General features: G+C 70.3%; 16 protein-coding genes and 1 pseudogene. 13 read left to right on the top strand and 4 right to left on the bottom strand.

Going from position 1 to position 17,220, the window contains the following annotated elements; genetic code table 11:
* Genes SOM61_RS20075 through SOM61_RS20035 form a run of 9 tightly spaced genes read left to right on the top strand, consistent with a single transcriptional unit; the run spans nucleotide 1 to nucleotide 9,632 of the window.
* Nucleotides 1-1,116 (top strand): BMP family lipoprotein, encoded by a 1,116-nt coding sequence (locus tag SOM61_RS20075; RefSeq protein ID WP_320475717.1) that lies wholly within the window; start codon nucleotides 1-3, stop codon nucleotides 1,114-1,116.
* A complete protein-coding gene (locus tag SOM61_RS20070) occupies nucleotides 1,113-2,603 on the top strand; it encodes an ABC transporter ATP-binding protein (protein WP_320475716.1) in 1,491 nt (496 codons plus the stop codon). Before SOM61_RS20075 ends, SOM61_RS20070 begins: the two co-directional genes overlap by 4 nt.
* On the top strand, nucleotides 2,600-3,673 hold the full coding sequence (locus SOM61_RS20065) for an ABC transporter permease (RefSeq protein ID WP_320475715.1): 1,074 nt from the start codon (nucleotides 2,600-2,602) through the stop codon (nucleotides 3,671-3,673). Before SOM61_RS20070 ends, SOM61_RS20065 begins: the two co-directional genes overlap by 4 nt.
* Nucleotides 3,670-4,611 carry an ABC transporter permease subunit gene (locus tag SOM61_RS20060; protein ID WP_320475714.1) on the top strand — a complete coding sequence of 314 codons (942 nt, stop codon included), beginning with the start codon at nucleotides 3,670-3,672 and terminating at the stop codon, nucleotides 4,609-4,611. The genes SOM61_RS20065 and SOM61_RS20060 overlap by 4 nt, the downstream gene beginning before the upstream one ends.
* Before the next feature lie 20 nt (nucleotides 4,612-4,631).
* Nucleotides 4,632-5,696, top strand: coding sequence for an ADP-ribosylglycohydrolase family protein (locus SOM61_RS20055; RefSeq protein WP_320475713.1), 1,065 nt, complete (start codon nucleotides 4,632-4,634; stop codon nucleotides 5,694-5,696).
* Nucleotides 5,697-5,715: 19 nt separating this feature from the next.
* Nucleotides 5,716-6,633: a PfkB family carbohydrate kinase gene (locus tag SOM61_RS20050; protein WP_320475712.1), complete on the top strand. Its 918-nt coding sequence runs from the start codon at nucleotides 5,716-5,718 to the stop codon at nucleotides 6,631-6,633.
* A complete protein-coding gene (locus tag SOM61_RS20045; protein ID WP_320475711.1) occupies nucleotides 6,630-7,547 on the top strand; it encodes a nucleoside hydrolase in 918 nt (305 codons plus the stop codon). The genes SOM61_RS20050 and SOM61_RS20045 overlap by 4 nt, the downstream gene beginning before the upstream one ends.
* Nucleotides 7,544-8,677: an esterase-like activity of phytase family protein gene (locus tag SOM61_RS20040; RefSeq protein WP_320475710.1), complete on the top strand. Its 1,134-nt coding sequence runs from the start codon at nucleotides 7,544-7,546 to the stop codon at nucleotides 8,675-8,677. Before SOM61_RS20045 ends, SOM61_RS20040 begins: the two co-directional genes overlap by 4 nt.
* A gap of 13 nt (nucleotides 8,678-8,690) precedes the next feature.
* Nucleotides 8,691-9,632, top strand: coding sequence for a carbohydrate kinase family protein (locus tag SOM61_RS20035; RefSeq protein WP_320475709.1), 942 nt, complete (start codon nucleotides 8,691-8,693; stop codon nucleotides 9,630-9,632).
* A gap of 2 nt (nucleotides 9,633-9,634) precedes the next feature.
* Here the strand turns inward: SOM61_RS20035 and SOM61_RS20030 are convergent.
* The 3 genes and pseudogenes from SOM61_RS20030 to SOM61_RS20020 all read right to left on the bottom strand — a co-directional run.
* A pseudogene (locus tag SOM61_RS20030) lies at nucleotides 9,635-10,258 on the bottom strand (superoxide dismutase); the annotation flags it as partial.
* 185 nt (nucleotides 10,259-10,443) lie between these two features.
* The gene (locus SOM61_RS20025; RefSeq protein WP_320475708.1) at nucleotides 10,444-10,719 is read right to left on the bottom strand and encodes a DUF3325 family protein; all 276 of its coding nucleotides are present in this window, start codon (nucleotides 10,717-10,719) and stop codon (nucleotides 10,444-10,446) included.
* A 21-nt stretch (nucleotides 10,720-10,740) separates the two neighbouring features.
* Nucleotides 10,741-11,298 carry a nuclear transport factor 2 family protein gene (locus tag SOM61_RS20020; RefSeq protein ID WP_320475707.1) on the bottom strand — a complete coding sequence of 186 codons (558 nt, stop codon included), beginning with the start codon at nucleotides 11,296-11,298 and terminating at the stop codon, nucleotides 10,741-10,743.
* 199 nt (nucleotides 11,299-11,497) lie between these two features.
* Between SOM61_RS20020 and SOM61_RS20015 the strand changes: the two genes are divergently transcribed.
* The 3 genes from SOM61_RS20015 to SOM61_RS20005 all read left to right on the top strand — a co-directional run bounded on the left by SOM61_RS20015 (nucleotide 11,498) and on the right by SOM61_RS20005 (nucleotide 12,884).
* Entirely contained in the window at nucleotides 11,498-12,004 is a 507-nt protein-coding gene (locus tag SOM61_RS20015; protein WP_320475706.1) for a GAF domain-containing protein, read from the top strand.
* A 21-nt stretch (nucleotides 12,005-12,025) separates the two neighbouring features.
* On the top strand, nucleotides 12,026-12,313 hold the full coding sequence (locus tag SOM61_RS20010; RefSeq protein ID WP_320475705.1) for a PAS domain S-box protein: 288 nt from the start codon (nucleotides 12,026-12,028) through the stop codon (nucleotides 12,311-12,313).
* Between the two features lie 244 nt (nucleotides 12,314-12,557).
* A complete protein-coding gene (locus SOM61_RS20005; RefSeq protein ID WP_320475704.1) occupies nucleotides 12,558-12,884 on the top strand; it encodes a hypothetical protein in 327 nt (108 codons plus the stop codon).
* 61 nt (nucleotides 12,885-12,945) lie between these two features.
* On the opposite strand, the gene SOM61_RS20000 is transcribed toward SOM61_RS20005, so the two are convergent.
* Nucleotides 12,946-14,448 carry an aryl-sulfate sulfotransferase gene (locus tag SOM61_RS20000; RefSeq protein ID WP_320475703.1) on the bottom strand — a complete coding sequence of 501 codons (1,503 nt, stop codon included), beginning with the start codon at nucleotides 14,446-14,448 and terminating at the stop codon, nucleotides 12,946-12,948.
* A 159-nt stretch (nucleotides 14,449-14,607) separates the two neighbouring features.
* Between SOM61_RS20000 and SOM61_RS19995 the strand changes: the two genes are divergently transcribed.
* Nucleotides 14,608-17,097, top strand: coding sequence for a heavy metal translocating P-type ATPase (locus tag SOM61_RS19995; protein ID WP_414675045.1), 2,490 nt, complete (start codon nucleotides 14,608-14,610; stop codon nucleotides 17,095-17,097).
* The last annotated feature ends 123 nt before the right edge of the window (nucleotides 17,098-17,220 follow it).

The following is a 17,220-nucleotide window of genomic DNA, read 5'->3' as shown; positions in this document are numbered from 1 at the left end:
ATGACGGGACCACGCGCCTTTGTCCTGCGGCTGGCCGCCATGGTGGCCAGGGGCCTGCTGCTGCTCGCCTGCCTGGCCGCGCTGGCCGGACTGGCAAAACAGCTCGGCCAGCCGGCCGACGGCGACGCCCGCCTGCGCGTGGCCCTGTTCATCAACGGCACCCTGGGCGACAAATCGTTCTTCGATGCCGCCGCGCGCGGCATGCGCCAGGCCCATGCCAGCCTGCCGGTGCGCGCCCGCGTGGTCGAAGGCGGCGTCGATCCGACCCGCTGGCAGGCGGCGCTGGCCGACCTGGCCGATAGCGGAGAGTACGATGTGATCGTTGCCGGCACCTTCACCATGGCGCCCGCGATCGAAAGCCTGGCGCAGCGCTATCCCGCCCTGCGCTTCATCGTGTTCGACGCCAGCGTCGATTATGCGCGTTGCGCCTGTCCCAACGTCTACTCGATGCGATTCCGCCAGAACGAAGGCGCCTGGCTGGCCGGCTATCTGGCCACGCGCCTGGTGCAGGAGGGACTGCCCGGCGTGCCCGCCGGCGCTGGCCTGGGGGCGGTCGGCGGCATGCAGCTGCCCGTGATCGAAGACTTCCTTCTGGGTTACCAGGCCGGAGCGCGGGCGGCGGCGCCAGGCATCGCGCTCCAGGTGCAATATGCGAACGCATTCTCGGACCCCGCCGCCGGCAAGGAGATTGCGCGCCTGCAGTTCGCGCGCGGGGCCGGCATCGTGTTCCACGCGGCCGGCGCCACCGGCCAGGGCGTCAACGAGGCCGCCGAAGAGGCAGGGCGCTACGCGATCGGGGTCGACATGGACCAGGCCGCGCTCTACCGCGAACGGCAGCCACGGCGCGCCGCCGCCATCGTCACCTCGGTCATGAAGGAAGTCGACGTCGGTCTGGTGCGAGCGCTGCGCCTGGCCCTCGATGGCAGGCTCGCCTACGGCAGACTGGAATCGATCGGCCTGGCCGAAGGCGGCGTGCTCCTGGCGCCGCACTCCGATGTGGTGCAGGCGCTGCCGGATGCCTTGCGCCGGCGCCTGGAAGAGGAATTGGCGCGCCAGCGCGCCGCCATCGTGGCCGGTCGGGTGCGGGTGCCGACCGCCTTTGGAGATGCGCGATGAACTTCCCCCGTCTTGACATGCGCGGCGTCGCCAAGCGTTACGCGAACGGCCTGCTGGCCAACGACGGCATCGACCTGTGCCTGGCGCGCGGCGAGATCCACGCCCTGATCGGCGAGAACGGCGCCGGCAAATCGACCCTGATCAAGATGCTGTATGGTCTGGAGCAGCCCAGCGCGGGAGAGATCCTGCTCGACGGCCGGCAGGTGCGTTTCGATACGCCGGCCGCGGCGATCCGGGCCGGCATCGGCCTGGTGCCGCAGCATGTGCAGCTGGTGCCCTCGTTCTCGGTGGCGCGCAATGTAGTGCTGGGCGCCGAGCCGCGGCGCTGGGGCTGGCTGGATCATCGCGCCGCGGCGCGCGCGGTGGACGCGCTGGCGCGGCGCTATGGCCTGGAGGCCGATCCGGCCGCGCTGGCCGGAATGTTGCCGCTGGGCGCCCAGCAGCGGGTCGAGATCCTCAAGGCCCTGTACCGCGGCGCCGACCTGCTGCTGCTGGACGAACCCGGCGCCGTGCTTGCTCCCGACGAAACGGCGGCGCTGTTCGAGGCCTTGCGTGCGCTGGCCGACGACGGCATGAGCGTGCTCCTGATCACCCACAAGATCGCCGACGTGCTGGAGGTGGCGGATCGCTACACGGTGCTGCGCGCAGGCCGTGTCGTGGCCTCGGGTTCTTCCAGCGAGGCCGATGCGGCAGGCCTGGCTGCGCGCATCGTCGGCCGTCCGCTGGCGCCGCCGGTGCGTCCTGTCGCGCGCGCGCCAGGTGAGGTGAGGTTGCGTGCGCGTGGCCTGGTGCACGCCACCGGCGCCGCCGAATGCCTGGCCGGGGTCGACCTCGACGTGGCCGCCGGCGAGATCCTCGGCATTGCCGGCGTCGAGGGCAATGGCCAGGCCCTGCTGGCGCGCGCGCTGGCGCGCGAACCGGATGTCGTGCTGGTAACCGAAGACCGCCTGCACGATGGCGTCGCGCCGGCCCTGAGCATCGCCGAGAATGCGATCGCCACGCGCTACCGTGAAGCGCCGCTGTCGCGCCGCGGCTGGCTCGATCTCGCGGCGATCGATGCGGCGACGCGCGCGATGATCTCGGATTACGGCGTGGCGGCGGCCGGTCCGCAGCAGCCGATCGGCGCGCTCTCGGGCGGCAATATGCAGAAGATCGTGCTGGCCCGCGCGCTGGCCGCGCAGCCAGGCGTGCTGGTGGCCTGCCAGCCGACCCGCGGCGTCGACATCGGCGCCGCGCGCTTCCTGCGCCAGCGTCTGCTGGCGCTGCGCGACGCCGGCGCCGCCATCGTGCTCGTATCCGGCGACCTGGACGAGATCCTGGAGTTGTCCGACCGCGTCGCCGTGATGTTCCGCGGCGCCATCGCCGGTCACTTCCGCGGCGAAGGACTGCAGGCGCGCCTGCTGTCCGGCTACATGACCGGCGCGCGGCGCCAGCCACAGGCCAGCGCCCGTCTCGACGCGCCCTTCGTGGACGGGGAGGCGGCATGAAGCGCACATTCGATTTCCTGCTGCCGCCCGCATCGCGGCGCACCGTCGGCGCTGCCTGCGGCGCGTTGCTGGCCGGCCTGCTCTTGATCGCCTGCGTCAGCGACGAGCCGCTGCGCGCCTGGCTGATCCTGCTGACCGGACCCTTGCCGGAGCTGCGCCAGGCCGTCGATGGCAGCTGGCACTGGCACCGTCTGGTCCGCTTCGGCACCGTGCTGGAAGACACGGTCAACCTGACCCTGCTCGGCCTGGCGGTCCTGATCCCGTTCCGCGCGCGCCAGTTCTCGCTCGGCGCCGACGGCCAGCTGTTCCTGGGCGCGTTGGCCGGCGTCGCGGTGGCGCTGGCCTGGCCGGGGCCGGCCTGGATGGCGCTGCCGCTGGCCTGCGGGGCGGCGATGCTGGCCGGCGGCGCCTGGGGCGGCGTGACCGGCGTGCTGAAATGGCGTTGCGGCGCCAACGAGATGGTCGTCAGCCTGATGCTGAACCTGATCGCGATCGAGTTCTACCGCCTGGCGATCACACGCTGGCTGCGCGACCCCGATGCCGGCTTTCCGGCCACGTCCTTCCTGCCGCAGGAGGCGATGCTGACACCGTGGCTGGCGCATACCGGTGTCGGCGCCATGGTGCTGTGGACCCCGTTCGCCGTGCTGGCGGTGGCCTTGCTCCTGCAGCGCACGACGCTCGGTTACGAGATCCGGCTCACCGGCGCGGCGCCGGCCTTTGCGCAGCAGGCCGGGCTGCCGGTCGGACGCGCCACCGTGGCCTCGATGGCGCTGGGCGGGGTGCTGGCGGGGCTCGCGGGCTTCCATGTCGGCCACGCGCTGCTGGGCCGCCTGCCGGTCGACCTCGCGCCAGGCCTGGGCTTCGAGGGCCTGCTGGTGGCGCTGCTGGCGCGCCATCAGCCGCGAGCCATCCTCGGCGCCGCCTTCTTCTACGCCTGGCTGCGCGCCGGCGGACAGGCGATGGAGCGCGGCACCGATGTCTCGCGCGAGATCGCGCTGGTGCTGCAGGCCCTGGTGATCGTGCTGGTCATGGCCGAGCGCTGGCCGTGGCGCAGGAGGGAGGGCGCATGAGCCTGGAGCTGTCGATTCTGGCGCTGCTGGCCGTGCTGCGCGCCGCCACACCGATCCTGTACGCCGCGCTGGGCGGCCTGCTGTCCGAACTGGGCGGAAAGATCAATGTGGCGCTCGAGGGCCTGATGCTGGTGGCCGCCTTCACCGGCGTCATCGCCGCCATTCACCCTCCGCCAGGACTGCCGTTGGCCCTGCTGCCATGGTGGGGCCTGCTGGCCGGCCTGCTTGCCGCACTGTTGCTGGCGGCGCTGCTGGCCGTGCTGCATCTCGAATGCGGTGCCGACCTGATCGTGGCCGGCATCGCCCTGAACCTGCTGGCGGCAGGCCTGACTGTGTTCCTGCTGGCCGAACTGGCGGGCGACAAGGGTTCCACCGCGAGCTTCGCCACCCCGGCGCTGCCCTCGCTGCGCATTCCCGTCCCTGAAGGATGGCCGCTGCTCGACCTGCTGCTCAATGGGGAAAGTGGACATGGCCATCACGTGCTGGTGCTGGGCGCGCCCCTGCTGGCGCTGGCCGCCTGGGCCTTCCTGCGCCATACCCGTGCCGGCGCCTGGCTGCGCGCCACCGGCGAGAACCCGGCCGCGGCGCTCGCCGCCGGCATCCCGGTGCGCCGCATGCATTACCTGGCCCTGCTGGGCAGCGGGGTGCTGGCCGGCCTGGGCGGCATCTACCTGAGCATGGGCGTGCTGACCCTGTTCCAGGCCGAGATGACCGCCGGCAGGGGTTTCCTGGCGCTGGCTGCCGTGTTCGTCGGCGCGCGCCGCCTGGCCGGCGTGTGCGGGGCGGCGCTGCTGTTCGGCGCGGCGGCGGTGCTGGCGACCCGCCTGGGGACGCTGGATGTGCCGCCGCAGCTGCTGACGATGCTGCCGCCCCTGGTCACGATCGCGGTGCTGGCGCTGCCCGGCTGGCGGCGCCACCGCCATTCCAACCACCGTTGACATATAGAGGCATACAGAGCGTGACACCCGAACAACTGGAAGACCGGATTTTCGCATCGCTGGCGCTGGCCGGCATGGGCGACGCCCTCGGCGCGCCGACCGAGCAATGGACCATCGCCGAGATCTTCGCGGCCCATGGCGGCTTGCTCGCGCGCTTCATCGCGCCGCCGCCCGATACCTTCGCCGGCGCCAATAACGGCCTTCAGGCCGAGGTGACCGACGACGCCAGCCAGATGTACTACCTGGCGCAGGCCCTGGTCGACAGCAAAGGCACGCTCGACGAGGCCGGCTGGGTCGCCTGCCTGCTCGACTGGGCCGCGCACAGCCCGAAGGCCGGCTTCATGGGCCCGAGCACGGCCGGCATCGTGCAGGCCCTGCGCGAAGGGCGCGACACGGCCACGGTCGGGGTCATCGGCAGTTCGCACCGCAAGATGACCACCATCGGCACCACCAATGGCGCCGCCATGCGGGTGGCGCCGGTGGGCCTGCTGTATCCGGGGGACCCGGTCAAGGCCGCGGAGCAGGCGCTGGTCACCTGCCTGCCGTCGCATGACACCGACGTCGCGATCTCGGCTGCCTGCGCGATCGCCGGCGCCGCCGCGGCGGCGGTGGACGGGGCCGCGCTGGCCGACGTGATTGACGCCGGCCTGCAGGGCGGGGCGCATGGCGAAACGCTGGCGCGCCGTCATGCGCGCCTGGCCGCCGGACCGAACTTCCTGGCGCGCAGCCGCATGGCGCTCGAGATCGCCCGTCAGGCCCAGGGCAGCGGCGACGACCGGGGCTTCCTGGAGCGGCTCGAACGTGAAGTCGGCAACTCGGTGCTGGCGGCGGAATCGGTCCCGAGCGCGCTGGCGATCCTGGCGTATGCCGGCGCCGATCCGCTGCGCACGATCGCGCTGGCTGCATCGTGCGGCAACGACACCGACTCGATCGCGACCATGGCCGGCGCCATCGCCGGCGCCATGCACGGGCGTGCGGCCCTGCCGGAGGGTATGCTGTCGGAGTTCTGCGCGGTGAACGCGGAATATGGACTCGATGCGTTGGCGCGTTCGCTGGCCGGCCTGGCCCGGCGCCGCGCGGTGTGAAGCGAAAGGGAAAGCAGGTATGGTGATCGTATTCGGATCCGTCAATCTGGACCTGAGCGTGCCGGTACGGCAGGCGCCCGGTCCCGGCGAGACGGTGCTGGGCGGCGCGCTCCTGATGGGAGCGGGCGGGAAGGGCGCCAACCAGGCGCACGCGGCGCGCCGTTACGGCGCTGCGGTCGCTCTGGTGGGCGCGGTCGGCGACGACAGCCTGGCGGCCAGCGCGCTGGCCAGCCTGGAGGCCGCCGGCGTCGATCTGACGGCCTTGCGGAGGGTCACGGGCATGCGCACCGGCGCCGCCCTGATCACGCTCGAGTCGCAGGGCGAGAACCGCATCGCGGTGGCGCCAGGGGCCAACGACGCCGCCTGCGCCGACGATGTGAGCGACGCCGCGCTGGACGCGGCGAAGGTGCTGTTGCTGCAAATCGAGGTGCCGACGGCGCAATCGGGTGCGCTGGCGCGGCGTGCCCACGCGCGCGGCTGCCGCGTGATGCTCAATGCGGCGCCGATGCCGGCCGGTGACGCGCTCGACCTGGAGGCGATCGACGTCGTCATCGTCAATCGCATCGAACTGGATCAACTGGCCGACGCATCCGGCCTGGCGGCGGACGTGCCGCAGGCACGGGCGCTGGATCTGGCGCGGCGCCGCCGCTGCGATGTGCTGCTGACGCTCGGCCACGAAGGCGCGCTACTGGCAACGCAGGGCGGCGCGGTGCATGCGGTGCCCGGCCACCGGATCGACGTCGTCGACAGCACCGGCGCCGGCGACACCTTCGCGGGCGTGTACGCCGCAGCCTGTGCCGCAGGCCAGGACATCGCGGCGGCGCTGCTCGCTGCGAATGCCGCCGCCGCGCTGTGCTGCATGCGGCGCGGCGCCCAGGACGCGCAGCCGGCGCGGGTCGAGATCGACGCCTTCCTGAAGACCGGGGAGGCCGCATGAGCCGTCCGGTCATCATCGATTGCGATCCCGGTATCGACGACGCGCTGGCGCTGCTGCTGGCGGCCGGCCTGCCCGACATCACGCTGATGGCGGTGACGACGGTCGCAGGCAATCGTCCGGTCGACATCACTGCGCGCAATGCGCGCCGCATCCTCGACCTGGCCGGCCTGGCTGAGGTGCCGGTGTACGCGGGCGCCGCAAGGCCGTTCGGTTATCCGGAGGCGCGCTGCAATCTGGTGCACGGCGCAGACGGACTGGGCGGCGTCGCCATCGCCCAGCAGAGCAGCATCGCGGACGGCCACGCCGCGATCGCGCTGGCGCGCCTGCTGTCCGAGGCGCCGGCCGGCACGATCGATCTGGTGGCGATCGGGCCGCTGACCAATCTGGCGCTGTGCGAGATGCTGGCGCCGGGCAGCCTGGCGCGCGCGCGCCATGTGCTGGTGATGGGTGGCGCGCTGCGCGTGCCCGGCAACATCACGCCGGCCGCCGAGTTCAACTTCCACGCCGATCCGACCGCGGCGCGCATGGTCTGCGAAGCGGGCGCGCAACTGCTGCTGTTCCCGCTCGACGTCACCAGCCAGGCGGTCATGCATCCGGACTGGATCGCCGCTTTCGCGCGCGCGCAAACCGCCTGTGCGCGCGCGGCCGGCGCGATGCTGGACGCCTATGCGCTGCTCGACCCCTTGTTGCACGACGCCTGTCCGGTGGCCTGGCTGGAGCGCCCCGACCTGTTCGGGGCCGAAGACTGCCACCTGCAGGTCGACTGGCGCGACGGACCCAGCGCGGGCCATGTGCAGGCATGGTTCGGCGAGCGTGACGACATTCCGGGCGCCTTGAATGTGCGCGCATTGACGACGGTCGATAACGACGGCCTGCTGGCGCTGGTGGCGGACGCGATCGGGAGGCTGCCATGAGCCGGCGCCTGCTGCTGTGCGCCCTGGCGCTGCTGGTCGGTTGCGCGGCGGGCCCCACGCCGCCTGCCGCCGTCACGACCGATTCCGCTTCAAGCCTGCGCCTGATCGGCATGCAGCAATTGAGGCCCGATCTGCGCGTCCAGGACACCCTCGTCGGCGGCATTTCCGGCATGGATTACGACGCGGCGAGCGGCGATTGGCTGCTGGTGAGCGACGACCGGGGCCAGCATGGGCCGGCGCGCTTCTACCGCGCCCGCATCGCCTACGATGGCGAGACCGTGGGCGACGTCGCGATCGGCGCCATGGTGGCGCTGCGCCAGCCCGACGACAGCCTGTATCCGGCCTGGGGCCGCCCCGGCGTGTCCGCCGACCTGGAAGCGCTGCGCATCGATCCGGTCGATGGCGGCATCTGGGTCACCAGCGAAGGCGATCGCAAGGCACGGGTGCCGGCCTTCGTGCGCCGGGTGGATGCCGATGGCCGTCATGCAGGCGAGCTGCCTTACCCGGCGGCGCTGCAGATCCAGCCCGACTGCGAATGCGGCGGGCGCAGCAATCAGGGCATGGAAGGCATGAGCTTCTCGCAGGATGGCCGTCATCTGTGGCTGGCGCTGGAAGGCCCGCCCATCCAGGACGGGCCGCTGGCCGGACCGGGCCAGGGCGCGCTGACCCGGTTCACGCTGGCGCAGCGCGACGGGACCATCGTGGCCCAGTATGTCTATCCGCTGGACGCGGCGCCGGCGCCGGCGTTCCGGGGGGGCTTCGTCGATAATGGCATTTCGGAAGTGCTTGTGGTGGGCGCGCGGCGCCTGCTGGTGCTGGAGCGGGCAGGGCGTCAGATCGCCGGCCGCGAGTTCGTATTCGACACCCGCCTGTACGAGGTCGATTTCGCGCAGGCGAGCACATTCGATCCGGATGCGCCGCTCGAGCCGGCGCGCGTGACGCCGGGCGTCAAACGTCTGCTGTTCGCCACCGCGCAGCTGCCACAGGGCTGGGCCGACAATTACGAGGCGATGGCCTGGGGGCCACCGCTGGCCGACGGCCGGCGCTCGCTGGTGATTGCGTCGGACAATAATTTCAATGGCGGGCCGACCCGTTTCCTGGTGTTCGATGCCGGCTTGCCGCAAGACTGAAGAGGATGCCACCGTGCGGACCTGGCTCGATTGCGATCTCGACCGCCCCTGGCGCTTGCTGGCCTATGGCGATCCGAATGTCGACCTGATGTTCGCCGTCGACCGGGCGCCGGCGAGCAACGAGAAGGTGCTGGGACGGCGGCTGGGCAGCTTCGCCGGCGGCACCGTCGCGAATGCCGCCTGCGCGGCTGCCGCCCTGGGCTGCCGCACCCAGGCCATGGGCAGCGTCGGCGACGATGCCGACGGCGCCTTCCTGCTCGATGCCTATGCGCATCACGGCGTCGACAGCGCGCTGGTGCGCAGGATAGCCGGCGCGGCCTCGAGCTGTGCGATGGTGATGCTCGAGCCGGGCGGCGAGAAGGCGCTGGTGTATGCGCCGGTGGCGGGTGAGGCCAGCGCAGCGCCGGCCCTGGATGCGGCGCTGGCCGTCAGCACGCTGCTGTATTCCATGCCCTACGATATCCCGGCCTTCGTCAGGATGGTCGCCGCGGCGCGCGGCGCCGGCACGCGGATCGCGATCGATATCGAGGCCGCGATGGTGCGCCGGGAAGGCGACGCCGAGCGCCTGCTCGGCCTGGCCGACATCGTCTTCATGAACGATGCGACCTACGGTGCGCTGTTCGGCGGCGCGCCCGATGGGGAAGGCATGCGCCGCCTGCTCGAGCATGGTCCGCGCCTGCTGGTGGTGACTTGCGGCGCCGCCGGTGCGCTGGCGGCCACCCGCGACGAGACCGTGGGGCATCCGGCCTTCGTGGCCACGCTGGTCGACAGCACCGGCGCCGGCGACTGCTTCAATGGCGCCTTCCTGGCCGCGCTGTTCGAAGGTGGCGACCTGGCCACCTGTCTGCGTTTCGCCTGCGCCGCCGCCAGTTTCGCGGTTGCGCAACTGGGGGCGCGCAGCGGGATTCCCTCGCGCGCCCGGATCGAGGAATTACTGGCTGCCCAACCGGCCTGACTGCCCAGCGCCTCGTCGTAACGGCGCTCGACCTCGGCCCAGTTGATGATGTTGAAGAAGGCCGCGATGTCATCCGGGCGCTTGTTCTGGTACTGCAGGTAATACGCGTGTTCCCACAAGTCCAGGCCCAGGATCGGGGCGCCGCCCGACAGGCCGGCGAAGTCGCCCATCAGCGGGTTGTCCTGGTTGGCGCTGCTTTCGACCAGCCGCTTGCCGTCCTTGCCCACGGTCAGCCAGGCCCAGCCGCTGCCGAAGCGGGTTTGGGCCGCCTTGGTGAACTCGTCCTTGAAGGCGTCTTAGCCGCCCAGGTCGTTCTCGATGGCCTTGGCGATCTTGTCCGAGGGATTGCCGCCATCGGCTTTGAGCACGGTCCAGAACAGCGCGTGGTTGGCGTGACCGCCGCCGTTATTGCGCGCGACGGCGCGCACCGACTCTGGCACGGCCTGGATGTCGGCGATCAGTCCTTCCAGCGGCTGGTCGGCGGTATTCGCTTCGGCCATGGCGTTGTTCTGGTTGGTGACATAGGTCTGGTGGTGCTTGGTATGGTGGATCTCCATCGTGCGCGCATCGAAGTGCGGCTCGAGGGCGTGGTAGGCGTAAGGCAGCGGGGGCAGCGAGCAAGGGATGATCAGTCTGCGTTCAGGTGGTTGATGACACTGTCCAGGCGCAGGAGCGCGCGGCGCCAGTTCGGCCACGGAATGCCCGTGGCGGCGTGGTGCGCATGCGTGCAACTGCGATGATTGCTGCTCGTACAGCGGGCCCGGCCAGCGAAAGACAGAAGGGGATATGCGTGGCGCATCCCCCGGTCGCGTCAGCGCGCGTCCTGGCCGGTCCAGATTACCAGCATTGTCAAAGCGCTGGCGCGCCAGGTGAGCGTGAAGTCGATGGCGATGGTCGATCCGGCCGTGGCCATGAAGCACACCAGCGTCGCGATCGACAGCGAATCGACCGACAGGTACAGCAGGAAGGAGGACGCCAGGGCGGCGCTGCCAGCGACGCGCAGCGTCTTGACCAGGCCTGGGCCGCAAGGCGTGTTGCCGCGCACCTGCTTCCATTGCACGTCCATCGACAGGTTTAGCCAGCCCATGCCGGCCAGGCAGGACTGTCTTTACTGGCGCAGTGCCTGGGCCTTGCGCTGGCTGGCGAGCGGGCGAATCTCGGTGCTTTGCTGCATGGCGTTGCGCCAGCCATCCGGCCCCAGCACCCACAAGCGCACATACCGTCCGCGCAGCCGATCGGCGCCTTGCATCTCGGCCCGGAAGCGCCCGGTGACCAGCGCCGCGCGGCCATTGTCGAGCAGCCGGATTTCCATGTCGTCGATCTCGTAGGAACGGAACTCGAACTCGTCGCGGCTCAGGAGTTGCAGGAATTCGGTCTTGGTTCGGGCGCGACCGCCCGATTCGACGTGGTAGTAGTCGCCGCTGATCAGCTTGCGCAGCGAGGTCACGTCGCGATTGGCGACGGCCTGGGCGCGGCGCTGCTCGGCCGCGCGCAGCGCCGCCAGATCGCCTGCCGCCGTGCCGGCGTCGCTTGCCGTGCCGCTGTTTGCCATGCCTGCGGAGGCGGGCTTTGGTGCGCCGGGCTGGGGCAGTTGCGTCATGCCGACGGCTGGCTGGGAGGCGGCAAGGCAGAGCAGGGCGGACAGCAGGGCAGGCAGAAAGCGCATGGTCGGCGTGAAAGTGGTGGCACTGGCAAGTATATAAATTCCTGCAGCTGGATTTGTAACAAAGTTTTGCAGCATGTTGACTCGGCGCGTGCTGCGCGTGGTGTGCGGAGGAAAGCAACGCCTGCTCTGCTACAGTAACACGTACCACTATCGATTGACCGACCCGGAGCGTTCTTTTCATAAGGCCATTCCTGACGCAATGCCTGCAGCCGCCCTGCCTCCCGACCATACCGAGCGCCTCGCGCTGCTGCGCGAACTTGACCTGCTGGACACGCCGGCCGAGCCGGTATTCGACCGGGTGGTGCGCCTGGCCAGCTGCCTGCTGCAGGTGCCGATGGCGGCATTCTCGCTGATCGACGCCGAGCGCCAGTGGTGCAAGTCGCGGGTGGGCATCGAGGCCGCCGAGACGCCGCGCGCGGATGCCTTCTGCGGCCACACAATCCTGCAGGACGAGCCGCTGGTGGTGCCGGATGCGCGCAGCGACCCGCGCTTCGCCCGCAATCCGCTCGTCACCGGCGCCCCCGACATCCGCTTCCACGTCGGCGTTCCGGTGCGCTCGAGCGACGGCCTGGCGCTGGGCGCCTTGTGCGCGATCGACGTCGTGCCGCGCCAGCTCGACGCCGAGCAGAATGCGGTACTGGTCGAGCTGGCCGCCATCATCATGCGCGAAGTGCAGTACCGCGAACGGCTGGCGGCGGCGCGCTAGCGGCTGCGGCACAGCGATGCGGTGCTGGACGCGAGCCAGGCCCGCTTTCGCGCGGTGTTCGAGATCGCCAGCGTCGGCATCGCGCTGACGACGCCGGACGGGCGCTGGATCAGTGTCAACCGGGCGCTGTGCGAGCTGCTCGGCCATACGGCCGACGAACTGCAGGGGCGCGGTTTCGCCGACGTCACGCACGAGGACGACCGCGCCGGGGACGCGGCCCAGACGGACCGGCTGGCGCGGGGCGAGATCGACTTCCTGCGGCGCCAGAAGCGCTACCTGCGCCACGAATACGACGTGGCCGTGATTTAGGACATCCATGCGCAAAAGCTGGCGGAGGAAGAACTGGCGCGCCTGCACGCCGATCTCGAGCGGCGGGTCGAGGCGCGCACGCCGGAAGAATTGATCAAGCAAGCCGACCAATGGATGTATGAGGCCAAGAAATCCGGGCGCGGCTGCGTGCTGCCGCTTCCGTCTTCGTCGTAACACGATTAGGATGTGAACTTCGCATGCGGCCCGCGCCGCATGCCGGCCACTTATAATCCAGGAGACCACGATGCATACCGCAGACTCACGGGACGTCCTCGCGCACAAGGGCACGCTGCGCATCGATCTGTTGCGGGTCGGCCTGGCGACCGCGATGATCCTGCTGGCGCCCCTGGTCGCCATGCAGTTCACGCACCAGGTGGTGTGGAGCGGCGGCGATTTCGCCGCCGCCGCACTGCTGCTGGCCGGCGCCGGGCTGGCCTGCCTGCGCACCGCGCGCCGCGTGGCGCGTTGGCGGCCGTGGCAGCGGGTCGCCGCCGTCGGCGCGCTGGCTCTGTTTTTCGCCGCGCTGTGGGTGGAACTGGCGGTTGGCGTCTTTTTCGGTCTCGGCAGCTGATGTGCCGCTGGTCCGGTGCAGCCGCCGCGCGCGCTTCCTGAGACCTGGCGGGATGGCGCTGCTAGCGCAGCCGCAGCTCCTCGAACCGGAAGGGCTGGGCGATGAACACCGTATTGCAGACTGTACTCGGGTAGATATAGTCGAAGGCGACCCTGCCGGCGCTGTCGACCGCCACCAGCCGCGCCTGGGTGCGGTTCTCCAGCGACGAATAGGCCACCAGGTATTGCCCCGGCGCCCCTTCATACGCTGAGGAACAGATGTCTGACAGTAATTCGCGGTCGGCATCCCAGGTCCAGACTTCGCGCGCCGTGCGTGCGTTTTCATCGATCGCATAGCGTGACGGCGTGCTGTAGCTGCGGTTCTGGCCGGCCGGTGTGCCCGGAGGTTGTTCGGCGCTGCCCAGGCCATTGTTGAACAGCAGCAGTTCGCGATTGGGCGCGACCGACAACGAGTGCTGGCCGATCGGCACCTTGCCTTCGGTGACGCGCAGGGCCAGCGCGCGCAGCGTCGGATAGTTGACGTACCAGTGCTTGGTGGTGTCGCCGAGCAGCCAGCGGATGACGCCCGTGTCGTAGTCGAGCTTGACGACGAAGTTCTCGCGGCTCGAGATCAGCAGCGAATTGTCGTGGGCGTCGTAGATGGCCGAGTTCATGTGAAACCAGTCGACGCCGTCGCGCACGAAGTTGTCGGGATTGTCGCCGCCGGCGCGCATCGTCGCGCGGAAGATCTGGCCCAGGTCCCATTGCTTGAGCACCCGCCCCGAGATGTCGATCTCGGCCAGGATCGACTCCACCAGCCGCACGTTGCCGACCAGGGCGTCGAGTTCGGCCAGGAAGCCGGTCTTGCCGCGCGCCAGGTCGTGGTGGAAGTTGGTGAAGCGCGCGTCGTCGAGCCGGCTGCTGCGCACGCTGCCGTCGACGTCGACCTGGTGCAGCAGCGGGGCGTCCGGGTCGCCGACATAGAAGGCGTCATCGCCGAACAGCGAGGAGATGGAACTGCCGGGCGCGTTGCCGGCCCAGCGTATCTGGCCGTCGCTGTCGAGGATGACCGGCGTCGTGACGCCGTTCTTGATCAGCATGTATTCGACGCCGGGCGAGGCGCCTCCGCGCGCGGTGCGTACCTCGGGCGTGGCATAGACCGTGGCCGGGCCGGTATAGGGGCCGGTGGCCACTACAACCTGCGTCACGTGGGTCGACCCGTCGCGAAAGCGTGTCGTGAGCGTGAGCTCGTTGCGGTGGTTGGCGTACAGGCCGAAGACGGGGACGGCGATGCGCTTGCCGGAGGCATCCCAGGCCGCGCGCCGTCCAAGCCAGGCGTGGTCGTAAGTGACCGCAACCGGCCGCGAATGCGAGTCCGGACGGCCGGCGATCGTGTAGTGCACGCTGTCGAGGTGGGCGAAGTTGTCCAGCGTATAGCTCAGCTGCGCGACGAAGGGCGTGGCGCCGGAGGCCTGGGCGATGGCGCCGATGCCGGCGCGTTCGGCCTGGGTCTTGTCGTCACTGCCGCAGGCGGACAACAAGACAACTATCAGTATCCAGAGCAAGAGCGTGGCTGGCGACTTCATGCTTCCTCCCGCGGGTCGGTACCGAATCCTCGAAACGAGGCCCCAGCTCTCGTTGTAATCCCTTCGGCAGGCCCGTGCCTGCGACCGGCGCAAGTCGGTTGCGCGAACTAAATACGAAACGCTTGACCTTCCCACCGTGGGAAGGACTATCCTCTCGATATGGATTCGAGGAACAAGCAAATGAACAACACAGTCCTGATCATCGACGGCATGACCTGCGCCTCGTGCGTGGCGCGGGTCGAGAAGGCGCTGCGCGCGGTGCCGGGCGTGAGCGGCGCCAGCGTCAACCTGGCCACCGAGAAGGCCAGCGTGGAGGGCGCGGCCGCGCCGGATGCCCTGGCGGCGGCCGTGCGCGCGGCCGGCTACGAGGCGGACATCGAACTGCCCGACGCCACCGGCGCGGCCCCCGCGCGGCGCAAGGAAACGAGCGCGCTGCCTGCCTGGTGGCCGGTGGCCGCCGCCATGCTGCTGAGCCTGCCACTGGTGCTGCCGATGCTGGCCGCACCGTTCGGTCATGACGTGATGCTGCCCGGCTGGCTGCAGCTGGCCCTGGCCACGCCGGTCCAGTTCTGGCTTGGCGCGCGCTTCTACCGCGCCGGCTGGAAGGCGCTGCGCGCCGGCAGCGGCAATATGGACTTGCTGGTGGCGCTCGGCACCAGCGCCGCCTATGGCCTGTCGGTCTACCTGCTCCTGAGCCCGGTCGACCACGGTATACATGCCGAGCCACACCTGTATTTCGAAACCTCGGCGGTCGTGATCGCCCTGGTCCTGCTGGGTAAATGGCTGGAAGGCCGGGCCAAGCGCCAGACCCTGGCGGCGCTGGACGCGCTGGGCCGCCTGCGGCCCGACGAGGCGCTGGTGCGGCGCGAAGGCAAGGACGTGCGGGTGGCGCTGGCCGAGCTGCGCGTGGGCGAGCTGATGGTGGTCAAGCCGGGCGCGCGGGTGCCGGCCGACGGCGTCGTGGTCGACGGCCGCAGTCACCTGGACGAGTCGCTGCTGACCGGCGAGAGCCTGCCGGTGGCGAAAGAACCGGGCGAGCGGGTGGCCGGCGGCGCCGTCAATGCCGACGGCCTGCTGCTGATCGAGGCGACGGCGGTCGGCGCGGCGACGATGCTGTCGCAGATCATCCGCATGGTCGAGGATGCGCAGGCGGTCAAGGCGCCGATCCAGCGCCTGGTGGACCGGGTCAGTGCGGTGTTCGTGCCGGTCGTGCTCGCGATCGCGCTGGCGACCCTGCTGGGCTGGGGCCTGGCGGGCGGCGACTGGCAGGCGGCCCTGCTCAATGCGGTGGCGGTGCTGGTGATCGCCTGTCCCTGCGCGCTGGGGCTGGCCACGCCCACCGCCGTCATGGTCGGCACCGGCGCGGCCGCCCGCCACGGCATCCTGATCAAGGACGCCGAAGCGCTGGAGACCGCGCATGCGCTGGACGTCGTCGTGTTCGACAAGACCGGCACCCTCACAGAAGGCAAGCCGCAGCTGCTGGCCCATGAAGGCTTTGAACCGGCGCGGCTGCTGGCGCTGGCCGCCAGCGTGCAGCAGGGCAGTTCCCACCCGCTGGCGGGCGCCGTGCTCGAGGAGGCGGCGCGCCAGGGCCTGGCGCTGCCGACGGCCAGTGCCGCGCGCGCCTTGCCGGGACGCGGTGTCGAGGCCGAGGTCGACGGCGCCACCATCGTGCTCGGCAACCGGCGCCTGATGGATGAACTGGGCGTGCCGGCGGCCGGTGGCGAGCAGCATGAAGCGGCCGGCCGCACCGTGTCCTGGCTGGCCGAGCGCAGGGATGGCCGGGTGCAAGTGCTGGGCCTGCTCGCCTTCGGCGACCGCATCAAGCCGGGCGCACCAAGCGCCGTCGCGCGTCTGAAGACGGCCGGCATCGAGCCGGTCCTGCTCAGCGGCGACAGCCTGGGGGCCGCGCGCACGGTGGCGCAGGCACTCGGCATCGAACGCGTGCATGCCGAGGTGCTGCCGGCCGACAAAGCGCAGATCGTCACCGGCTTGCGCCAGGACGGGCGCAAGGTGGCGATGGTTGGCGACGGCATCAACGACGCGCCGGCGCTGGCGGCGGCCGACGTCGGCATGGCGATGGCGACCGGCACCGACGTCGCCATGCACAGCGCGGGCGTGACCCTGATGCGCGGCGACCCGCGGCTGGTGGCCGACGCCATCGCGGTATCGCGCCGCACTTACCGCAAGATCCGCCAGAACCTGGGCTGGGCCTTCATCTATAACGTGATCGGCCTGCCGCTGGCGGCCTTCGGGCTGCTCGATCCGGTGCTGGCCGGCGCCGCGATGGCGCTCAGTTCGGTCAGCGTGGTCGCCAACGCGCTGCTGTTGCGGCGCTGGACGCCGGCGCCCGCAGCGGCGAGCGCGCCCGCATTTATTCCCCCATCTGTATCCATTTCAACCACCGGGGCGGCAACGCCCCAAACCACAGGAGAAAACACCATGTATGAATTGACCGTGGAAGGCATGAGCTGCAATCACTGTGTGGGCCGCGTCACCAAATCGGTGCAGGCGGTCGACGCCGACGCCAGGGTCGCGATCGACCTCGACAAGGCCAGCGTACGCATCGACAGCCAGGCCGACCTGGATCGCATCGTGGCCGCCATCGACGGCGCCGGCTATCCGGTCACCGCGCGCGCCCCAGCCTAGGGTTTTTTCTTCACACGGTATCAATTGTGGACGATAAGACATTAAATTCCCTCCCTATGCCGTAGGAATTGCGCTATATTTTATTGAAACGACAATAAAACCAGGCACCGCCCGGACAGCCCC

This window comes from Massilia sp. CFBP9012, from assembly GCF_034045115.1.
GTDB lineage: Bacteria > Pseudomonadota > Gammaproteobacteria > Burkholderiales > Burkholderiaceae_D > Telluria.
This window is presented reverse-complemented; position numbering and strand designations above follow the sequence as displayed.

Coding starts and splice junctions, on each gene's coding strand:
- SOM61_RS20075 (WP_320475717.1), top strand. CDS start 1: ATGACGGGACCACGCGCCTTTGTCCTGCGGCTGGCCGCCATGGTGGCC.
- SOM61_RS20070 (WP_320475716.1), top strand. CDS start 1,113: ATGAACTTCCCCCGTCTTGACATGCGCGGCGTCGCCAAGCGTTACGCG.
- SOM61_RS20065 (WP_320475715.1), top strand. CDS start 2,600: ATGAAGCGCACATTCGATTTCCTGCTGCCGCCCGCATCGCGGCGCACC.
- SOM61_RS20060 (WP_320475714.1), top strand. CDS start 3,670: ATGAGCCTGGAGCTGTCGATTCTGGCGCTGCTGGCCGTGCTGCGCGCC.
- SOM61_RS20050 (WP_320475712.1), top strand. CDS start 5,716: ATGGTGATCGTATTCGGATCCGTCAATCTGGACCTGAGCGTGCCGGTA.
- SOM61_RS20045 (WP_320475711.1), top strand. CDS start 6,630: ATGAGCCGTCCGGTCATCATCGATTGCGATCCCGGTATCGACGACGCG.
- SOM61_RS20040 (WP_320475710.1), top strand. CDS start 7,544: ATGAGCCGGCGCCTGCTGCTGTGCGCCCTGGCGCTGCTGGTCGGTTGC.
- SOM61_RS20025 (WP_320475708.1), bottom strand. CDS start 10,719: ATGGGCTGGCTAAACCTGTCGATGGACGTGCAATGGAAGCAGGTGCGC.
- SOM61_RS20020 (WP_320475707.1), bottom strand. CDS start 11,298: ATGCGCTTTCTGCCTGCCCTGCTGTCCGCCCTGCTCTGCCTTGCCGCC.
- SOM61_RS20015 (WP_320475706.1), top strand. CDS start 11,498: ATGCCTGCAGCCGCCCTGCCTCCCGACCATACCGAGCGCCTCGCGCTG.
- SOM61_RS20005 (WP_320475704.1), top strand. CDS start 12,558: ATGCATACCGCAGACTCACGGGACGTCCTCGCGCACAAGGGCACGCTG.
- SOM61_RS20000 (WP_320475703.1), bottom strand. CDS start 14,448: ATGAAGTCGCCAGCCACGCTCTTGCTCTGGATACTGATAGTTGTCTTG.
- SOM61_RS19995 (WP_414675045.1), top strand. CDS start 14,608: ATGGATTCGAGGAACAAGCAAATGAACAACACAGTCCTGATCATCGAC.